The following is a 17,638-nucleotide window of genomic DNA, read 5'->3' as shown; positions in this document are numbered from 1 at the left end:
GGACGCTCCGCGTTCCGCTTCTGGAAGGTGACGCAGAGCGTCACGGGATGCATCCCACGCGGAGCGTGGGAACGATCAACACCTTTGGGGCAAGGCTTAAGTTTTTCCCAAGTTGATTTCAATCAAGGGCCGAAGAAGGGGCCGGCCCCTACCATGATCGCCAAGATCCTGTCTTTAAGCCCTGGCGTCCATGACCCCTCACTTTGTGATGCTGCACCTATCCCGCTTCTGGCTCCACGGGCTGTTCGTTCTCCTGCTGTTGTTCACGGGCCTGGCCCAGGCCAAGGACTACGGTGACGTCCCGCAACAGCGCATCCACCATGTCCTGAATCAGACCGACTCGATCTCCGAGCCCGAAGGGCGGTTCAAGGTGCGCAAGCTGTCCGCTGCCGGCAAGGTTGTGGGCTATGTGTTCCAGAGCCTGGACGTGGTGGACATTCCCGCCTATTCCGGCAAGCCGATCAACGTCCAGGTCATTCTCGATCCGGCCGGTGTGATTCTCGATGCCTATGTGCTCGAACACCATGAGCCGATCCTGCTGATCGGCATCGCCGAAGAAAAACTCCACGCGTTCAGCGCGCGCTACAGCGGCATCAAGGTCAACCAACGGGTGGTGGTGGGGCATTCCAGCGATCCGAATGCCGTGACCGTGGATGCCATCGCCGGGGCTACTGTGACGGCGATGGTGGTCAACGAAGTCATCATGCGTGCCGCCCACGATGTCGCGGTGTTCCTGGGCCTGGTCAAGGGTGATGCGGGGTTGGCCGTGGCGCCGGCGCGTGTGCGTGAGGACATCTACGAGCCCGCCGACTGGAAGACCCTGACCGGTAACGGCGCTATCCGCCGTCTGCTCCTGACCCGTGGCCAGGTTGACGCTTCCTTCAAAGGCACTGAGGCCGAACAGGTCGAAACCGCCAGCGGCGAGCAGGTGAACGACACCTTCATCGACCTCTATGCCACCCACCTCAACCCGCCCACCATCGGTCGCAACCTGCTGGGTGAGGCGCAATACCGCACACTGATGGCCGAGCTCAAGCCGGGCGAGCAGGCCATCGCGGTGATGGGCAGCGGTCGTTATTCCTTCAAGGGTTCGGGATACGTGCGTGGCGGCATCTTCGACCGGGTGCAACTGCGTCAGTCCGGCGACACCATCAGCTTTCGCGACTTGGATTTTCAGCGCCTGAATGATGTGGCCCTCGACGACATGCCGGACTTCGATGAAATGGCGATTTTCATCATCCGTGCCTCCCACCGTTTCGACCCTGGTTCACCCTGGACCCTGGAACTGCTGGTGCGCCGCCAGACCGGACCGGTCAGCGGCACCTTCAGCAGTTTCGAGTTGGCCTATCAACTGCCCGAACCTTACCTGGAACGGCCATTGCCTACCGCCGAGCAACTGGCGGCCGCCGAAGAAGCCAGCCGGCCGATGTGGCTGACGCTCTGGTATCAGAAAAGTGTCGAAATCAGCGTGCTTGGCGTAGCCCTGCTGGTGCTGACGGCGATCCTGTTTTTCCAGGACTCACTGGCCCGGCGGCCGACGCTGTTGCATTGGCTGCGCCGCGGTTATCTGGTCTTCACCGTGGTGTTTCTCGGCGGCTACGCCTTGGCCCAGTTGTCGGTGGTCAACGTGCTGACCTTCGTCCACGCCTTGTTCGAAGGCTTTCGCTGGGAGCTGTTCCTCACCGATCCGCTGATATTCATTCTCTGGGTGTTCACCGCCGGCAGCATTCTGCTGTGGGGGCGTGGGGTGTTCTGCGGCTGGCTGTGTCCGTTCGGCGCGTTGCAGGAGTTGATCAACGAACTGGCGCGCAAGCTCAAGGTTCCCCAATACGAGTTGCCGTTCGCCGTGCATGAGCGGCTCTGGGCGATCAAGTACATCATTTTGCTGGTGCTGTTCGGCGTTTCGCTGGAGTCGATGGCCACCGCCGAACGGCTGGCCGAAGTGGAACCCTTCAAGACCGCCATCACCCTCAGGTTCGACCGCCAGTGGTGGTTCGTCGCGTACGCAGTGGGCCTGCTGGTAATCAACCTGTTTACCCGCAAGGTCTATTGCCGCTACGTCTGCCCGCTGGGCGCGGCCCTGGCGATGCCGACCCGGCTGCGGCTGTTCGACTGGCTCAAGCGCCGCAAGGAGTGTGGCAACCCCTGCCAACTGTGCGCCAAGGAATGCGAGATCCAGGCGATTCATCCCGATGGCCGGATCAATGCCAACGAATGCCATTACTGCCTCGACTGCCAGATGACCTGGCACAACGAAAACAAATGCCCGCCGCTGATCAACAAGCGCAAGAAGCGCGGCAAGGCGACCGTGAGCGATCCGCAACTGATTCCCGTGGTGCAGGTGAACCCGGCGCCTTGAGGCACCCCAATGGCCTGTCCCTTGACCCTTTCATTCTTCATGGAGCACACAGCATGAGCGATAAAAAAAACCAAACCCCGGGCTCGGTGGAAGAACCCAGGGGTGTCAGCCGGCGCAGTTTTCTCGGCACTGGCGCGGTAACCGGTGCCGTACTGGCCGGCGCGACGGCGCTGGGGGCCGGGACGTTCACCCGTGAGTCCTGGGCTGCGGCGGCCAAGGAGGCCAAATCCAAGATCCACGTCGGGCCCGGGGAGCTGGACGAATACTACGGTTTCTGGAGCGGCGGCCACCAGGGCGAGGTGCGGGTGCTGGGCGTGCCGTCGATGCGTGAGCTGATGCGCATCCCGGTGTTCAACGTCGATTCGGCCACTGGCTGGGGCCTGACCAACGAAAGCAAGCGCATCCTGGGCGACAGCGCCAAGTACCAGAACGGCGATTGCCACCACCCGCACATCTCCATGACCGACGGCAAGTACGACGGCAAATACCTGTTCATCAACGACAAGGCCAACTCGCGGGTCGCGCGCATTCGCCTGGACATCATGAAGTGCGACAAGATCCTCACCGTGCCCAACGTGCAAGCCATCCACGGCCTGCGCCTGCAAAAGGTGCCGTACACCAAGTACGTGTTCGCCAACGCTGAGTTCGTGATCCCGCACCCCAACGACGGCCACACCTTCGACCTGCAGGACAAAAACAGCTTCACGATGTTCAACGCCATTGATGCCGAAAAAATGGAAATGGCCTTCCAGGTGATCGTCGATGGCAACCTGGACAACTCCGATGCCGACTACACCGGCAAATACGCCGCCAGCACCTGCTACAACTCCGAGAAGGCCTACGACCTGGGCGGCATGATGCGCAACGAGCGCGACTGGGTGGTGGTGTTCAACATCCCGCGTATCGAGGCGGCGATCAAGGCCGGCAAGTTCATCAACCTGGACGGCTCCAAGGTGCCGGTGGTCGATGGCCGCAAGACCGATGGCAAGGACTCCGAATTCACTCGCTACATTCCCGTGCCGAAGAACCCCCACGGGCTCAACACTTCGTCGGACGGCAAATACTTCATCGCCAACGGCAAGCTGTCGCCCACGGTTTCGATGATCGCCATCGACCGCCTGGACGATTTGTTCGCCGACCGCTTCAAGGACCCACGCGAAGTGATTGTCGCCGAGCCGGAACTGGGGCTTGGGCCGCTGCACACCACGTTCGACGGGCGCGGCAATGCCTATACGACCTTGTTCATCGACAGCCAGGTGGTGAAGTGGAACATGGACGAGGCCATCCGCGCCTACAAGGGCGAGAAGGTCAATTACATCAAGCAGAAACTCGACGTCCAGTACCAGCCCGGCCACAACCATGCGTCCCTCACCGAAACCAGCGAGGCGGACGGCAAGTGGCTGGTGGTGTTGTGCAAATTCTCCAAGGACCGCTTCCTGCCCACCGGCCCATTGCACCCGGAGAACGATCAGTTGATCGACATTTCCGGTGAAGAAATGAAGCTGGTCCACGACGGCCCGGCCTTCGCCGAACCCCATGACTGCATTCTAGCCCGGCGCGACCAGATCAAGACCCAGAAAATCTGGAACCGCAACGATCCGTTTTTCGCCGACACCGTGGCCCGGGCGAAGAAGGACGGCATCAACCTGGAAACCGACAACAAGGTCATCCGCGACGGCAACAAGGTGCGGGTGTACATGACGTCGATGGCGCCGGCCTATGGCCTGACGGAATTCACCGTCAAGCAAGGCAACGAGGTGACGGTGACTATCACCAACATCGACCAGATCGAAGACGTCACCCATGGTTTTGTCATGACCAACCACGGCGCGAGCATGGAGATCAGCCCGCAACAGACCTCTTCGATCACTTTCACCGCCGACAAGGCCGGCTTGCATTGGTACTACTGCAGCTGGTTCTGCCACGCTCTGCACATGGAAATGGTCGGGCGCATGCTGGTTGAAAAGGCCTGAGACGGCTCGTCAAGGAGACAGCTTCAATGACCGGGAAAACGCCACAACCTGCGGGTTACGCTCGCCAACCGGTCATTGCGCTGGTGCTTTGCCTGTTATCGGGCGGCGCGCTCGGCGCGCCGCAGCCGATCACCAATTTGCCTTTGCAGGCCGAGGGCGACCAGCAATGGCGCCTGCCTGCGGGCCAGTACCGGGGCTCGTTCAGCATTGACCAGCCCATGACCCTCACCTGTGCGCCGGAGGCGGTATTCCAGGGCCAGGGCGAGGGCAATGGCGTGATCATTCGCGCCCCGAATGTGCGGATCCAGGGGTGTACGTTCCTGGACTGGGGCCACGACCTGACGGCCATGAACGCCGCCGTGTTCATCCAACCGGTCGCCCAAGGGGCCGTGGTGCGTGGCAACCGGATGCAGGGCCAGGGCTTCGGTATCTGGGTCGATGGCACGCGGGACGTCAGCCTGATCGACAACCGCATCCAGGGCGACCCCAGCCTGCGCTCCCAGGACCGTGGCAATGGCATCCATTTGTATGCCGTACACGGCGCCCGGGTCATCGGTAACCAGGTACACGAAACCCGCGACGGCATCTACATTGACACCTCCAGCGGCAACCTGCTCCAGGGCAATGTCCTGGAGGACCTGCGCTACGGCGTGCATTACATGTTCGCCAACGATAACCGCCTGCTGGATAACGTTACCCGGCGCACCCGCACCGGTTATGCCCTGATGCAAAGCCGCCAGCTGACGGTCACCGGCAATCGCTCCGAACAGGATCAGAACTACGGGATCCTGATGAACTACATCACCTATTCGACCCTGCGCGACAACTTCGTCACCGACGTGCGCGACGGGTCCACCGGCGACACCATGATCACCGGCGCCGAGGGCAAGGCCCTGTTCATCTACAACTCATTGTTCAACCGCATCGAAGGCAACCATTTCGAGCGCAGCGCCGTGGGCATCCACCTGACGGCCGGCTCGGAGGATAACCGCATCGCCGGCAATGCCTTCGTCCACAACCAGCGCCAGGTCAAGTACGTTGCCACCCGATTGCAGGAATGGTCGGCGGACGGTCGCGGCAATTACTGGAGCGACTACCTGGGCTGGGATCGCAACGGCGATGGCTTGGGCGATGTCGCCTATGAGCCCAACGACAACGTCGATCGCCTGCTGTGGCTGTATCCCCAGGTGCGCTTGTTGATGAACAGCCCGGGAATCGAACTGCTGCGTTGGGTGCAGCGAGCTTTCCCGGTGATGAAATCCCCCGGGGTGATGGACAGTCATCCGCTGATGGAAACGCCTGTCCAGCCCCCGCCACGCAACAGTGCCCAGGAGGACGCGTCTTGAACGTCGTCGAGATCGAAGGCGTCAGCCAGTACTATGGCGATGTCGCCGTGCTGCGCGGGCTGGACTTGAATCTGGCCCAGGGCGAAGTGCTCGGCCTGTTCGGGCATAACGGTGCGGGCAAGACCACCACCATGAAGCTGATCCTCGGTTTGCTGCGGGCCAGCGAGGGGCAGGTGCGTGTCTTCGGCCGAGCGCCCAGCGACCCGAGCGTGCGGCAGATGCTCGGTTATCTGCCCGAGAACGTGATGTTCTATCCGCAGTTGAGCGGGCTGGAAACCTTGCGCCATTTTGCCCGGCTCAAAGGTGCTACACCGGAGCAAGTGCAGCGTTTGCTGGAAGAGGTCGGGCTGGCGGGTGCCGCGACACGGCGGGTGAAAACGTATTCCAAGGGCATGCGCCAGCGTCTTGGTCTGGCCCAGGCGCTGCTCGGCCAACCGCGCCTGTTATTGCTGGATGAACCGACCGTGGGCCTGGACCCTATTGCCACCCAGGACCTCTATCAGTTGCTCGACCGCCTGCGTTGGCAGGGCACCAGCATCATTCTCTGTTCTCACGTCCTGCCTGGCGTGGAAGCTCACATCAACCGCGCCGCGATTCTCACCAGAGGGCGCCTGTTGGCCTTGGGCAGCCTGGCCCGGCTGCGGGAGGACGCCGGGCTGCCGACGCTGATCCGCGCCTCGGGCCTGTCGCGGGCCGACTGGCTTCGCCAGCATTGGCGCAGCGAGGGGCACGCCACCCAAGGTTGGGGCGCAGAAGGGGTGCAAGTGTCCGCGCCGGATGGCAGCAAACTTAAATTGCTGCGCCAGTTACTGGCCCAGGATGACCCGTCGGATGTCGAGATCAAGCCGCCGTCGCTGGAGGACTTGTACCGTCATTACATGGTCCGTGCCGCAGCCGAGGAGACCAGCCTATGAATCCGGTCTGGAACATGGCCCGCAAGGAATTCAGCGATGGCCTGCGCAATCGCTGGTTGTTGGCGATCAGCCTGTTGTTCGCGGTGCTGGCGATCGGCATCGCCTGGCTCGGCGCGGCGGCGTCCGGTCAACTGGGGTTCACCTCGGTACCGGCCACGGTGGCGAGCCTGTCCAGCCTGGCGACCTTCCTGATGCCGCTGATTGCCTTGCTGCTGGCCTATGACGCGATTGTCGGCGAGGACGAGAGCGGCACCTTGCTGCTGTTGCTGACCTACCCGTTGGGCCGCGGCCAATTGCTGCTGGGCAAGTTTGTCGGCCATGGTTTGATCCTGGCCCTGGCCACTTTCATCGGTTTTGGCTGCGCGATGCTTGCCATCGCCCTGTTGGTGGACGATGTCCAGTTGAGCCTGCTGCTCTGGGCCTTCGGTCGGTTCATGGTGTCCAGCACGCTGCTGGGCTGGGTGTTCCTCGGGCTCGCCTATGTGCTGAGCAGCTTGTCGGCAGAAAAATCCACCGCGGCCGGATTGGCGCTGGGGGTGTGGTTTTTCTTCGTGCTGGTGTTCGACCTTGCCTTGCTGGCGTTGCTGGTGCTGAGCGAGGGGCGCTTCAGCCCGGAACTGTTGCCCTGGCTGCTGCTGTTCAACCCTACCGACGTGTATCGGCTGATCAACCTGTCCGGGTTCGATGCGGCGTCCAGCGGCGCCGCGGTGCTGACCTTGGGCAGCGACCTGCCGGTGTCGGCGCCTTTGCTCTGGCTGTGCCTGGGCTTGTGGATGGCGGTTCCGTTGTGGCTGGCCTATCGGTTGTTCAATCGCCGGTGCCCGTGAATTTCAATCTTGATAAGGGAGCATGCAACGATGAACAAGGTGTACCTCAAGGGGGGCCGCCTCTTGGCCGGGGTGTTGATGTGCCTGGCACTGGCGGCCTGCGGCAAGGCCGAGCCACCTGCGACCAGCGAGGCGGCGCTGGCGTTTCATCCCAGTGACGAGTGCCATGTGTGCGGCATGGTCATCACTGACTTCCCCGGGCCCAAGGGCGCGGCGGTCGGGGCAGGGGGCGTGAAGAAATTCTGCTCGCCGGCGGAGATGCTGGGCTGGTGGTTGCAGCCGGAAAACCATCGGGCCGACGTCAAGCTGTATGTCCACGACATGGGCCGCAGCCATTGGGATACACCGGATGACGCCCACCTGATCGACGCCCGGACCGCCTACTTCGTCATCGGCAGTGGGCTTAAAGGCGCCATGGGCGTTGTCCTGGCCTCGTTCTCCGACCCCCAGGCGGCACAAAAGCTCGCCAGCGACACCGGCGGCCGGGTGCTGCGGCTGGAAGACATCGACCAGAAACTGCTGGGGCAGGCGACTGCCATGGCGCCGATGAGTCACTGATATTGCTTGTTCGGCAAACCACGCTTGTGGCAGGGGCGCTTGTGGGAGCAAAGCTTGCTCGCGAAACAGGCGCCTCGATTCTGCCAGACCGCATCGCCTCCATCGCGGGCAAGCCTTGCTCCCACATAAGGGAGCAATCTCATCCCATGGAAGCGTCCACCCGCTACCCAAGTAGCATTCGTCGACTCGACGCGGCTTCGTACACTCAGGGCTCCTATCACGCACCCGTCGGAGGCGAAGATGCAGCAGGCCCAGAGCGAAGGTGTGGTGAGCGCCATGTCCCAGGCGACGGATGTCCAGCAGGTGGCCCAGGAGCTGGCGCGGCAGTTGTTGCACCCGCACCTGGGCTTCGTGCTGTTTTTCTGTTCCGCCGAATACGACCTGCCGGCCCTGGGCCAGGCGTTGTCCCAGAGTTTCGGCGGGATTCGCCTGGTGGGCTGTACCAGCGCCGGTGAAATCACCGCCCAAGGTTATGGTCGCAACTGCGTGACGGCGGTGGGGTTCGATCACCGGCACTTTTCCATCGCCGCCGAACTGATCGGTGAAATGGAGCGCTTCAGCCTGATCGACGCCCAGCAAATGGTCGAGCGCCTGGCGAGCGGCTGTCGCAGCAACGCCTTGGCCCCGATCAAGGGTCACAGTTTCGCCTTGACCCTGCTCGATGGCCTGTCCAGCCGCGAGGAAATGGTGCTGGCGGCCTTGAGTGCCGCGCTGGGGGACATCCCGCATTTCGGCGGGTCGGCTGGCGATGACAACTACCTGACCCACACCCACGTGTACTTCGAAGGCCAGTTCCACAGTGGCGCGGCCGTGGTGGTGTTGATCAATACCTGGCTGGAATTCGAAGTCTTCACCACCCATCACATCCTGCCTCGCCAAGAGAAGCTGGTGGTGACCGGTGCCGACAGCGCCTCGCGGCGGGTCTATGAGCTCAACGCCGAACCCGCCGCTGAAGAATACGCCCGGCACATCGGCGTGCCGGTGAGCGCCCTCGACTATCGGGTCTTCGCCGCCCATCCACTGGCGGTGCGCATCAACGATCAGTACTACGTGCGGGCGATCCAGCAGGTGCACCCGGACCTGAGCCTGAGTTTCTACTGCGCGGTGGAGAACGGCATCGTTCTCACCGCCATGACCCCCGGTCCCTTGCTGCAAAACCTGCAAACGCTGTTCGACGGTTTGCAGGCCCGTCTCGGTGATCTGCTGCTGACCATCGGCTGCGATTGCTTTCTCCGGCGCCTGGAGCTGGAAGATCGCGGCGGCCTGGAGCAGATCGGCCAGTTCCTGCGCGAACAACGGGTGATGGGGTTCAACACCTATGGAGAACAGTTCAATGGCATGCATATCAACCAGACGTTCACCGGAGTTGCCATTGCCCGACATCGCGTCCCCGGCCATCGTTGAGCTGCAGGCCCAGCTCGCTGCCCTGCAGCACGAAAACCGCAAGTTGCGGCGCATCAACGAGGCGCTGATCGAACGGGTGGAGTCTGGCGTAACCCGGGGCAACGATCCGTATGCAGCGTTCCAGCACTCGGTGGTGCTGGCCGAGCAGGTGCGCGAGCGCACCGATGCGCTGAACCAGGCCATGGCTGAACTCAAGGCCGGCAATCACTTGCTGGGCGAGGCGCGGCTGCGGGCGGAAACCGCCCACCGGCACCTGATCGACGCCATCGAAAGCATCTCCGATGCGTTTGTGCTGTTCGATGAGCAGCAACGCATTGTCCTGTTCAACAGCCGCTTCAAGGCCTTCTGGGCCAACAGCCGGGTGCGCATCATCGCCGGAATGCGTCTCTCCGAGGTCAAGCGCTTGATGACCGCCAACGGACTGTTCAGCGAAGAGCCCCGGGGCCAGGCCGACGAGCACGTGCTGTACCGGCTGCAGAACGGACGTTGGCTGCAAGTCAGCGAGCGACCGACCCAGGAGGGCGGCCGGGTAATCCTGTTCACCGATATCACCGACGTCAAGCTCAGCGAAACGGTGCGCCGCGAGCAGGCTATCGCGCAGAAATCCCACCTGTTGCAGCGGGCGGTGGACAACCTGTCCCAGGGCGTGGCGATGGTCAATGCCCAAGGCGTGCTGGAGCTGTGGAACCGGCGTTTCCTCGAACTCAGCGGCCTGGCACCGGTAGCGGCGCACCGGCCATTCAATGAAGTGATTGCCGACAGTGAGCTGCAACTGCTGACCCCGGCCAGTCGCGACAGCAACGGCCGGCTGATCCACGAATCCGAGCAGCGCCTGTCCGATGGCCGGGTCCTGGAGATCCGTACGCATCCCTTGCCCACTGGCGGCTACGTCAACACCTTCACCGACATCACCGAACGCTACCAGCACGCCGAGGCGCTGAGCGAAAGCGAACGCTGGATTCGCCTGATCACCGACCATGTGCCGGCGCTGATCGCCTATCTCAACGCCGACCTGGTCTACGAATTCACCAACAAGGTCTACGAGCAGTGGTATTGCTGGCCCCGTGGCGTGATGCTCGGCCAGAGCCTGCGCGAAGCCCATAGCGAGCAGCATTACCAGCGCCTGGAGGCCTACGTGGCGCGGGCGTTGGCGGGTGAGAGCGTGACGTTCGAGTTCGCCGAGACCAATATCAACAACCAGGAGCGCTACATGCTGCGCTCCTATGTACCCAACCGCCTGGCCAACGGCGAAGTGGTGGGGATTTTCGTGCTGATCCGCGACATCACCGAACGCCGGCGCACTGCTGAAGCGCTGCACCAGGCCTACCAGAACCTGGAACAGCGGGTCCAGGAGCGCACGGCCGAACTGACCACCCTCAACGAGCAGTTGCTGCGCGAAATCGATGAGCGCAGCCGGGTGGAATTGCGCCTGCGGGAGGCCAAGCGCGAGGCCGAGCAGGCCAACCTGTCGAAGACCAAATTTCTCGCAGCGGTCAGCCATGATCTGCTGCAACCGCTCAACGCCGCCCGGCTGTTCACCAGCGCCTTGCTGGAGCGCCGCGAGCCGGTTGCCAACGCGCAACTGGTGCGTAACGTCAGCAATTCACTGCAGGACGTGGAGAACCTGTTGGGCACCCTGGTGGATATATCCAAACTGGACGCCGGGGTGATCAAGGCCGATGTCGCGCCGTTCGGCCTCAGCGAGCTGCTCGACAACCTGGCCGCCGAATACGCCCAGATCGCCCGCAGCGAAGGGCTGGAGCTGCACTTTGTCGGCTGTTCGGTGCTGGTGCGCAGCGACATGCAATTGCTCGCGCGAATCCTGCGCAATCTGCTGAGCAACGCTATTCGCTACACCCCCAGCGGCCGGGTGGTGCTGGGTTGTCGGCGCCACCGCCAGCGCGTGTCGATCCAGGTCTGGGACAGCGGCATCGGCATTGCCGAGAACCGCCTGGAGGAAATATTCCAGGAGTTCAAGCGCGGCGACGTGCAGCGCCCGAATCAGGACCGTGGGTTGGGCCTGGGCCTGGCGATTGTCGAGAAAATCGCCGGGATCCTCGGGCACCGGATCCAGGTGCGCTCCTGGCCGGGCAAGGGCTCGATGTTCTCTATCGACGTGCCGCTGAGCGCCACCGCGCCCAAGCCGCTGCCGTGCCTGGACATGAGCGAGCCGATGCTCGAACGACTGCGTGGGGCGCGGGTCTGGGTACTGGATAACGATGCGGCGATCTGTGCCGGCATGCGTACGTTGCTGGAGGGCTGGGGTTGCCAGGTAGTGACCGCGTTGTCAGAACAGGACCTGGCCCGCCAGGTGGACAACTACCATGCCGAGGCTGACCTGTTGATCGCCGATTATCACCTGGACAACGATCAGAACGGCGTCGATGCGGTGGCCCGGATCAACGCCCGCCGGGCCTCACCGATCCCGGCCATGATGATCACCGCCAACTACAGCAACGAACTCAAGCAGCAGATCCGCGAACGCGGGCACACCCTGATGCACAAGCCGGTGCGGCCGATGAAGCTCAAGATTGCGATGAGTCATCTGTTGGGCCAGGCCCTGAGCCATTAAGTCGAACGCTGTTGTGGCGGGGGAGCAAGCTTCCTCGCCACAGGGGTATCCACCCTATCTCAGCAGTGTCCAGCGGTTCAACGCCGCAGATAAGCCCCGAAATCAATATCCCCGGCACTGAGGATCGCCTGCACCCGGTTGTGCACGTTGAGTTTGCGCAGGATCGCCGAGACGTGAGCCTTGACCGTGGTTTCGGCGATGTCCAGGGTGTAGGCGATCTGTTTGTTCGACTCGCCCTTGGTCATGCGTTCGAGCACCAGCAATTGCTTGCGGGTCAAGGCCTGGAGCAGTTCCGGTGGGAAGCTCGGGTTTTCGTTCAGGCGCCGCCCCATCGGGCTTTTTTGCGTACGAATGATGTCCGGCGGCAGGTACACGTTGCCGTTGAGGATCTGCTCGATGGCGTCGGTCATCTGCGAGCGTGGCGAGGATTTGGTGATGAAACCCACCGCGCCATAGGTGATGGCCTGCAGCACCACCTGTTTGTCCTGCTCGGCGGAGACAATCACCACGGGGATGGTCGGTGCCTCGTTGCGCAGGTTGATCAGGCCATTGAGCCCGTGCATGCCGGGCATGTTCAAGTCCAGCAGGATCAGGTCCAGGTCGTCGTGCTCGGCAGTCAAGGCCAGGGCACTGTCCAGGTCGGCGGTCTCCATGACCTCGCTGCCAGGAAAACCGTCGCTGATGACGTTGTGGATGGCTTCGCGAAACAGTGGGTGATCGTCGGCTATCAGGATTTTATACATGGCCATTCACCTCGTTATTGTCGTGTGGGGCAGAGCAGTTGCACGCACTTCTTGCAAGATCAGGGAAAGGGTTCGGGCCGGGCCGCTTGCAGGGGCAGGTTGGCCGCCTCCCAGGCATCGAGGCCATCGCGATACCAGTACAGATGGTTATAGCCCATGGCAGCGGCGCGTTTTACCGCGTTCCAGCTCAGCCAGCAATCTGCGCGGCAATAAAAGACCAATGGCGAATCCAACCGCCCGCCGGTGGCCGCGCGCAGGTGATGGCTGAAGTAGTCCTGCCAGGTCGGGTCGAGGTCGCCGTCACCGGTATTGGCCAGCCACAGGCTGCCGGGGAGATTGGCGTGGGGTTCGTTGTCGATGAAACGCCCTTGGACCCACGGCCTACGATAGACGTCGATCAGCACTGGGGGCGAGGCTTGGCCGAGCAGCTGTTGCAGGGCCTGGGTGTCGAGGGTCTGGGCGCCGTCGACAGTGGCGGGCGTCGGGCTGCGGTATTGGCCGATGCGATAACCCTGCGCTGAAAACAGCGCGGTATCGGCCTGCGCAACATTCAGCGCCAGGCCCAGCAGGAGGATCGCCAGCAAACGGGGCATAGGATTTATCCTTTTTGTTATGCGCCCATTACATGCCAGGGTCGAGGTCTTGTGAATGCGACCATGGACAGGAAAACCAGTACTAAAGTAGTAATTTGAGTGTTAAAGACCCGCGCGACATGGAGAACATGCACCGAACCCTGTGGGAGCAAAGCTTGCTCGCGATAACGGTGTGCCAGTCAGCATCAATTCTGGATGAGCCGCCGCCATCGCGAGCAAGCTTTGCTCCCACAGATTTTGTCTGTGCAATTAAGGGTTAGCTGCCGGCCTTGCGCAACGCCGCATGCTGCGGATTGAACGTCCACACCGCCAACAGCGCGAACACCAGGGTCAACCCCACGCACACCGCCATCGCCAGCAGGTTGAACTGCTCGTACAGCGCAAAACGCACCAACTCCACGCCGTGGGTGAACGGGCTGACCGAGCAGAGCCAGTACAGCCAAGGGCTGGCTTCCTGCATTTTCCATAGCGGGTACAGTGCCGAAGACAGGAAGAACATCGGGAAAATCACGAAATTCATCACCCCGGCGAAGTTTTCCAGTTGCCGGATGGCATTGGACAGCAACAAGCCCAGGGCGCTGAGCATCAGGGCCACCAGCAACAGGGCCGGCAGGGCCAGCAGCAGGCCCATGGTCGGTGGCTGGATACCGTACAACCAGGCGATGGCGAGAAAGGCGTAGACCTGCAATAGCGAGATCAGCGACGTCGCCAACAACTTGCTCGCCAGCAGGAAAGCCCGGGGCAGGGGACTGGTCAGCAGCACGCGCATGCTGCCCATTTCCCGGTCGTAGACCATCGACAGCGAGCCCTGCATGCCGTTGAACAACAGGATCATGCAGGCCAGCCCGGGCACGATGTACACCTCGTAGGGGATGTAGGTGTCGTAGGGCGCGATGATGGCGATGCCCAGTGCCGCGCGAAAACCGGCGGCGAACACCACCAGCCACAGCAGGGGCCGGACCAGGGCGCTGAGCAGCCGGGTGCGTTGCAGTACGAAGCGCAGCCATTCGCGCGTCACGATGCCGCTGAAACATTGCCAGTACGCATTCATGGCTGGACTCCCGAGGCGGTCAAGCGAGTGAAGGCCGAGCCGAGGGTGCCGCCGTGTTCCAGGCTCACCGCGTCGGCCTGTCCGCTGGCGACCAGGCGGCCCTGATGCACGATCAACAGATCGTCGCTGGGCTGCACTTCGTCGAGCAAGTGAGTGGTCCAGAGCACGCTGATACCTTGCTCGCTGCACAGTTGCCGGATGTGCAGGCCCAGGGCTAGGCGGCTGGCCGGATCAAGGCCGACGCTGGGTTCGTCGAGCAGCAACAGGCGCGGTTCGTGGAGCAGGGCGCGGGCGATCTCGACCCGGCGACGATGGCCACCGTTGAGGTCGCGTACCCGCTCGTGGCGGCGCTCCGTCAGGTGCTGGCGGGTCAGTTCAGCGTCGATGCGGGCGCTGCCCTGGCGCCGCGAAAACCCGTGCAGCGCCAGGTGATAGCGCAGGTTCTGTTCGATGCTCAGGTCCAGGTCCAGGGTGCTCTGTTGGAACACCACGCCCAACTGGCGCAGGGCCGATCTTGGTGATTTTTGCAGGGAATGACCGCCGATGCGGATCTCGCCACGTTGCAGGTCGTACAAACGCGTGAGCAGGGCGATCAGCGTCGACTTGCCGGCACCGTTGGGCCCCAGCAGCGCAGCGAAACGCCCGGCGGGAAGGCTGAAATTCATCTGCTTGAGGGCTTCGCGCGTGCCATAGGCAAAGCTCAGGTCGCTGACCTCCAGGGCGTTCATGGCGTGACCACCACGCCCCAAGGGTAGCGCCCGACTTTCACCGACTTCAGGACCTTGCGGCTCTCAACATCGATCACCGAGACATCGCCGCTGACGCCGTTGGTCGCCAGCAGCTGCTTCTGGTCCGGGGTGAACGCCAGTTGCCAGACCCGTCGGCCCACCAGCAGATAATCCAGCACTTCGAAGGTCTTGGCGTCGATCACTGCCACATGGTTCGCCGGGCCCAAGGCGACGAACGCCAGCTTGCCGTCGGCGCTGAGCTTGATGCCCACCGGTTGGACCTTGTCCGGGTGCACACCCTTGATCTGGAACGTCAGGGTCTTGAGGATCTTGCGCGTCGCCACGTCAAGCACGGTCAACGTGCCGCCGATCTCCGCCGAGGCCCAGAGCTGCGTGCCGTCGCGATTGAACTCGACGAAACGTGGCCGCTGATCCACCAGGGTGTTGTCGGCCAGGGTCTGGGTGCTGGTATCGATCCAGTGCAGCATGTTCGTGGTTTCGCTGGTGTTGACCGCCCACTTGCCGTCAGGGCTGACGGCCATGCCTTCGGGTTCGACACCCACGCCGATCTGGCCGAGCACTTCGGAGGTCTGGGTGTCGATCACCGTGACCAGGGCATCGTCTTCGTTGGAGACATACAGCCAGCGGTCGTTGGGGTGCAGGGCGAACTGCTCCGGGTCCTTGCCGGAGGGCAGTTCCTTGATGATCTTGCGGGTGGCGACGTCCATCACCTGGACCCGGTCCGAGTCGCTGGCGCAGATGTACAGCAGGCGATTGTCGTGGGACAGCAGCAGGCCCCGGGGGCGCTGGCCGACCGGCAGGGTCTCGATGACTTCCAGGCTCTGCATGTCGATCAGGCTCAGGCTGTTGTCTTTCTCGTTGGAAACCCAGGCGATGCTGGCGGCGGCGGGACCGGCGGCGAGCAACGCGGCGCCCAGGGCGAGGGCTTTGCATAGCCGGGTCGGGCAGAGCCGGGCCGGGTGAATCAGGGAGCGGCGCATGGCGGTTTTCCTTATTGTTGTTATCGATCAGGGGTAACGGCAGCTCACTTCGGGCTGGTCATAGCCCAGGCTGTCCATTTCATTGGAAGGGTGGAGAAAACCGTCCTGGGGCGAGGTGCTGACCAGTGCCCGAGGCTGGACCAGCGCAATTGGTTGGCGCAACTGGCCGTTCCAGGGCCGGTAGCTGAGCTTGCGACCCTTGAAGCCGTCCAGGGGCAACTGGTCGCTGAGGGCCAGATGGCGGATGGCGAGCGGGTCGTCCTGGCGCAGTTTGCTCACGGCGCTGGCGATGCTGCGCACGGCAATCCAGGCGGCGAAATCACGGTCGTTCATCCAGCGTCCGGCCAGGGCTTCGAAGCGTTTTTGCAACTGCGCTGCGCCGTAGGTTTCCACGGTCTTGTGCCAACCGGTGGGCGTCAGCCCTTGGGTGCCGGCCACCGGGCGTGGGTACCAGGTCTGGTAGGGCAGGTATTCGCCGAAGTCGCCGCGCTCGTCGGCCACCAGTACCACGTCGTACTCGGCGGTCTGGGTGAACAGTGGCATGTCGGCCTGGGCGCTGCGACGCTGGTCGTTGTCGAACTGCCAGGCCTTCTCGGCGACGATCTTCATGCCGAAGCGTTTCATGGCCCGGCGCAATGCGGCGGCATAGGCCTGGTCCTCGGGCGTCTGGCCGACGATCAGCAAGGCCCGCTGCCATTTACGCACGACGCTGAACTGCACCAGGGCATCGGCGAGCATGGCGCGGTCGGGCAGGCTGTGCAGCACGTTACCGAGGCAGTCGGTGGTGCGCAGGCTGTCGTCGGGGCTACCGGCGTTGAACAGCAGGCTGTCGGGCAGGGCGGCGCTGAGTTGGCGCAGGCTGGCGGCCGGTGCGTTGACCACGAACAGCCGCAGACCCTGGTCGTGTTGGGCCCGGGCGGCCTGGAGCAGCGCTTCGGGAGTGTTGACGCTGGCGCTTTCCAGGCGGTAGTCGTGCTTGAGAAAACGTCCGGTGCTGTTGCTGTCGACGATCGCCAGTTCAGCGCCGCGCAACCCGGCATCGGCCGGTTCGGCAATGACGTTGGACAGCAACGGGCCCGGATCGGGACGATAACCCAGGTAGCCGATGCGCACTTGTAGCGGCGTGATATCGCCCGCGTGAGCGGTTGCCGCTGCCAGCAGAGAAACCAGGGCGTAACTGACGAGCCGGCGCATGACATCCTCCATTGCAGGTAGCGCCAGCATAGGAAGCCCAGGGTCATGGGGAAATATGCAGAAAGTACCGCCGGTGCAGTACCAAGGTAGTAACTCACCTTGGAGGCCGGGGTTTTAGCATGCTAGGCATCGTCATTGACCAGGAGGGGACAGACCATGCGGATTCTCAAAGCGTTGCTGCTGCCGTTTCTGCTGATCCTGAGTTTGATCGGGGTTGATCGTCCCAGAACCTGGAAACCTCCAAGCCCCTCTGTGGGAGCGAGCTTGCTCGCGATAGCGGTGGTTCAGTCGACTTCAGTACCGGATGTGCCGCCGTCATCGCGAGCAAGCTCGCTCCCACAGGGGGTGGGCGTCAATGTCAATTCAAGGTTGGAG

The 17,638-nt window shown here is 62.8% G+C and carries 14 protein-coding genes; 8 read left to right on the top strand and 6 right to left on the bottom strand.

Going from position 1 to position 17,638, the window contains the following annotated elements; all coding sequences use genetic code 11:
• Positions 1–190: 190 nt before the first annotated feature.
• From nosR to nahK, 8 genes are all read left to right on the top strand, one after another.
• The gene (gene nosR / locus F7R20_RS25860) at positions 191–2,359 is read left to right on the top strand and encodes a transcriptional regulator NosR (protein WP_003201410.1); all 2,169 of its coding nucleotides are present in this window, start codon (positions 191–193) and stop codon (positions 2,357–2,359) included.
• Between the two features lie 53 nt (positions 2,360–2,412).
• Complete coding sequence (nosZ, locus tag F7R20_RS25855) at positions 2,413–4,332, top strand: TAT-dependent nitrous-oxide reductase (protein ID WP_003201412.1); 1,920 nt, start codon at positions 2,413–2,415, stop codon at positions 4,330–4,332.
• A 26-nt stretch (positions 4,333–4,358) separates the two neighbouring features.
• Positions 4,359–5,678, top strand: coding sequence for a nitrous oxide reductase family maturation protein NosD (locus F7R20_RS25850; RefSeq protein ID WP_003201414.1), 1,320 nt, complete (start codon positions 4,359–4,361; stop codon positions 5,676–5,678).
• Positions 5,675–6,592 (top strand): ABC transporter ATP-binding protein, encoded by a 918-nt coding sequence (locus F7R20_RS25845; protein ID WP_003201416.1) that lies wholly within the window; start codon positions 5,675–5,677, stop codon positions 6,590–6,592. The genes F7R20_RS25850 and F7R20_RS25845 overlap by 4 nt, the downstream gene beginning before the upstream one ends.
• Entirely contained in the window at positions 6,589–7,419 is an 831-nt protein-coding gene (locus F7R20_RS25840) for an ABC transporter permease (RefSeq protein WP_003201419.1), read from the top strand. Before F7R20_RS25845 ends, F7R20_RS25840 begins: the two co-directional genes overlap by 4 nt.
• 30 nt (positions 7,420–7,449) lie before the next feature.
• Positions 7,450–7,977, top strand: coding sequence for a nitrous oxide reductase accessory protein NosL (locus F7R20_RS25835; RefSeq protein WP_003201421.1), 528 nt, complete (start codon positions 7,450–7,452; stop codon positions 7,975–7,977).
• Between the two features lie 240 nt (positions 7,978–8,217).
• Positions 8,218–9,381 (top strand): nitric oxide-sensing protein NosP, encoded by a 1,164-nt coding sequence (gene nosP, locus F7R20_RS25830; protein WP_003201423.1) that lies wholly within the window; start codon positions 8,218–8,220, stop codon positions 9,379–9,381.
• The gene (gene nahK / locus F7R20_RS25825) at positions 9,311–11,953 is read left to right on the top strand and encodes a hybrid sensor histidine kinase/response regulator NahK/ErcS' (protein ID WP_003201425.1); all 2,643 of its coding nucleotides are present in this window, start codon (positions 9,311–9,313) and stop codon (positions 11,951–11,953) included. The genes nosP and nahK overlap by 71 nt, the downstream gene beginning before the upstream one ends.
• A gap of 77 nt (positions 11,954–12,030) precedes the next feature.
• Here nahK and F7R20_RS25820 read toward each other — a convergent pair whose 3' ends face one another.
• The 6 genes from F7R20_RS25820 to F7R20_RS25795 form a co-directional block, all read right to left on the bottom strand.
• Positions 12,031–12,696 carry a response regulator transcription factor gene (locus F7R20_RS25820; RefSeq protein WP_014338437.1) on the bottom strand — a complete coding sequence of 222 codons (666 nt, stop codon included), beginning with the start codon at positions 12,694–12,696 and terminating at the stop codon, positions 12,031–12,033.
• 59 nt (positions 12,697–12,755) lie between these two features.
• A complete protein-coding gene (locus F7R20_RS25815; RefSeq protein ID WP_003201429.1) occupies positions 12,756–13,289 on the bottom strand; it encodes a PQQ-dependent catabolism-associated CXXCW motif protein in 534 nt (177 codons plus the stop codon).
• A gap of 256 nt (positions 13,290–13,545) precedes the next feature.
• Complete coding sequence (locus F7R20_RS25810) at positions 13,546–14,340, bottom strand: ABC transporter permease (RefSeq protein ID WP_003201431.1); 795 nt, start codon at positions 14,338–14,340, stop codon at positions 13,546–13,548.
• Positions 14,337–15,068, bottom strand: coding sequence for an ABC transporter ATP-binding protein (locus F7R20_RS25805; RefSeq protein WP_003201432.1), 732 nt, complete (start codon positions 15,066–15,068; stop codon positions 14,337–14,339). Before F7R20_RS25805 ends, F7R20_RS25810 begins: the two co-directional genes overlap by 4 nt.
• Positions 15,065–16,069, bottom strand: a complete 1,005-nt coding sequence (locus F7R20_RS25800) for a YVTN family beta-propeller repeat protein (protein ID WP_003201434.1) — start codon at positions 16,067–16,069, stop codon at positions 15,065–15,067. Before F7R20_RS25800 ends, F7R20_RS25805 begins: the two co-directional genes overlap by 4 nt.
• A gap of 27 nt (positions 16,070–16,096) precedes the next feature.
• On the bottom strand, positions 16,097–17,263 hold the full coding sequence (locus F7R20_RS25795; protein ID WP_003201436.1) for an ABC transporter substrate-binding protein: 1,167 nt from the start codon (positions 17,261–17,263) through the stop codon (positions 16,097–16,099).
• Positions 17,264–17,638 lie beyond the last annotated feature (375 nt).

The organism is Pseudomonas brassicacearum subsp. brassicacearum, assembly GCF_008801605.1.
In the GTDB taxonomy this organism is placed as follows: domain Bacteria; phylum Pseudomonadota; class Gammaproteobacteria; order Pseudomonadales; family Pseudomonadaceae; genus Aquipseudomonas; species Aquipseudomonas brassicacearum.
This window is presented reverse-complemented; position numbering and strand designations above follow the sequence as displayed.

What these genes read in the sequence shown, in the direction of transcription:
- F7R20_RS25795 (WP_003201436.1), bottom strand. Translation starts at nt 17,263, where the DNA reads ATGCGCCGGCTCGTCAGTTACGCCCTGGTTTCTCTGCTGGCAGCGGCA.
- F7R20_RS25840 (WP_003201419.1), top strand. Translation starts at nt 6,589, where the DNA reads ATGAATCCGGTCTGGAACATGGCCCGCAAGGAATTCAGCGATGGCCTG.
- F7R20_RS25820 (WP_014338437.1), bottom strand. Translation starts at nt 12,696, where the DNA reads ATGTATAAAATCCTGATAGCCGACGATCACCCACTGTTTCGCGAAGCC.
- F7R20_RS25805 (WP_003201432.1), bottom strand. Translation starts at nt 15,068, where the DNA reads ATGAACGCCCTGGAGGTCAGCGACCTGAGCTTTGCCTATGGCACGCGC.
- F7R20_RS25810 (WP_003201431.1), bottom strand. Translation starts at nt 14,340, where the DNA reads ATGAATGCGTACTGGCAATGTTTCAGCGGCATCGTGACGCGCGAATGG.
- nosP (WP_003201423.1), top strand. Translation starts at nt 8,218, where the DNA reads ATGCAGCAGGCCCAGAGCGAAGGTGTGGTGAGCGCCATGTCCCAGGCG.
- F7R20_RS25800 (WP_003201434.1), bottom strand. Translation starts at nt 16,069, where the DNA reads ATGCGCCGCTCCCTGATTCACCCGGCCCGGCTCTGCCCGACCCGGCTA.
- nosZ (WP_003201412.1), top strand. Translation starts at nt 2,413, where the DNA reads ATGAGCGATAAAAAAAACCAAACCCCGGGCTCGGTGGAAGAACCCAGG.
- nahK (WP_003201425.1), top strand. Translation starts at nt 9,311, where the DNA reads ATGGCATGCATATCAACCAGACGTTCACCGGAGTTGCCATTGCCCGAC.
- F7R20_RS25850 (WP_003201414.1), top strand. Translation starts at nt 4,359, where the DNA reads ATGACCGGGAAAACGCCACAACCTGCGGGTTACGCTCGCCAACCGGTC.
- nosR (WP_003201410.1), top strand. Translation starts at nt 191, where the DNA reads ATGACCCCTCACTTTGTGATGCTGCACCTATCCCGCTTCTGGCTCCAC.
- F7R20_RS25815 (WP_003201429.1), bottom strand. Translation starts at nt 13,289, where the DNA reads ATGCCCCGTTTGCTGGCGATCCTCCTGCTGGGCCTGGCGCTGAATGTT.
- F7R20_RS25835 (WP_003201421.1), top strand. Translation starts at nt 7,450, where the DNA reads ATGAACAAGGTGTACCTCAAGGGGGGCCGCCTCTTGGCCGGGGTGTTG.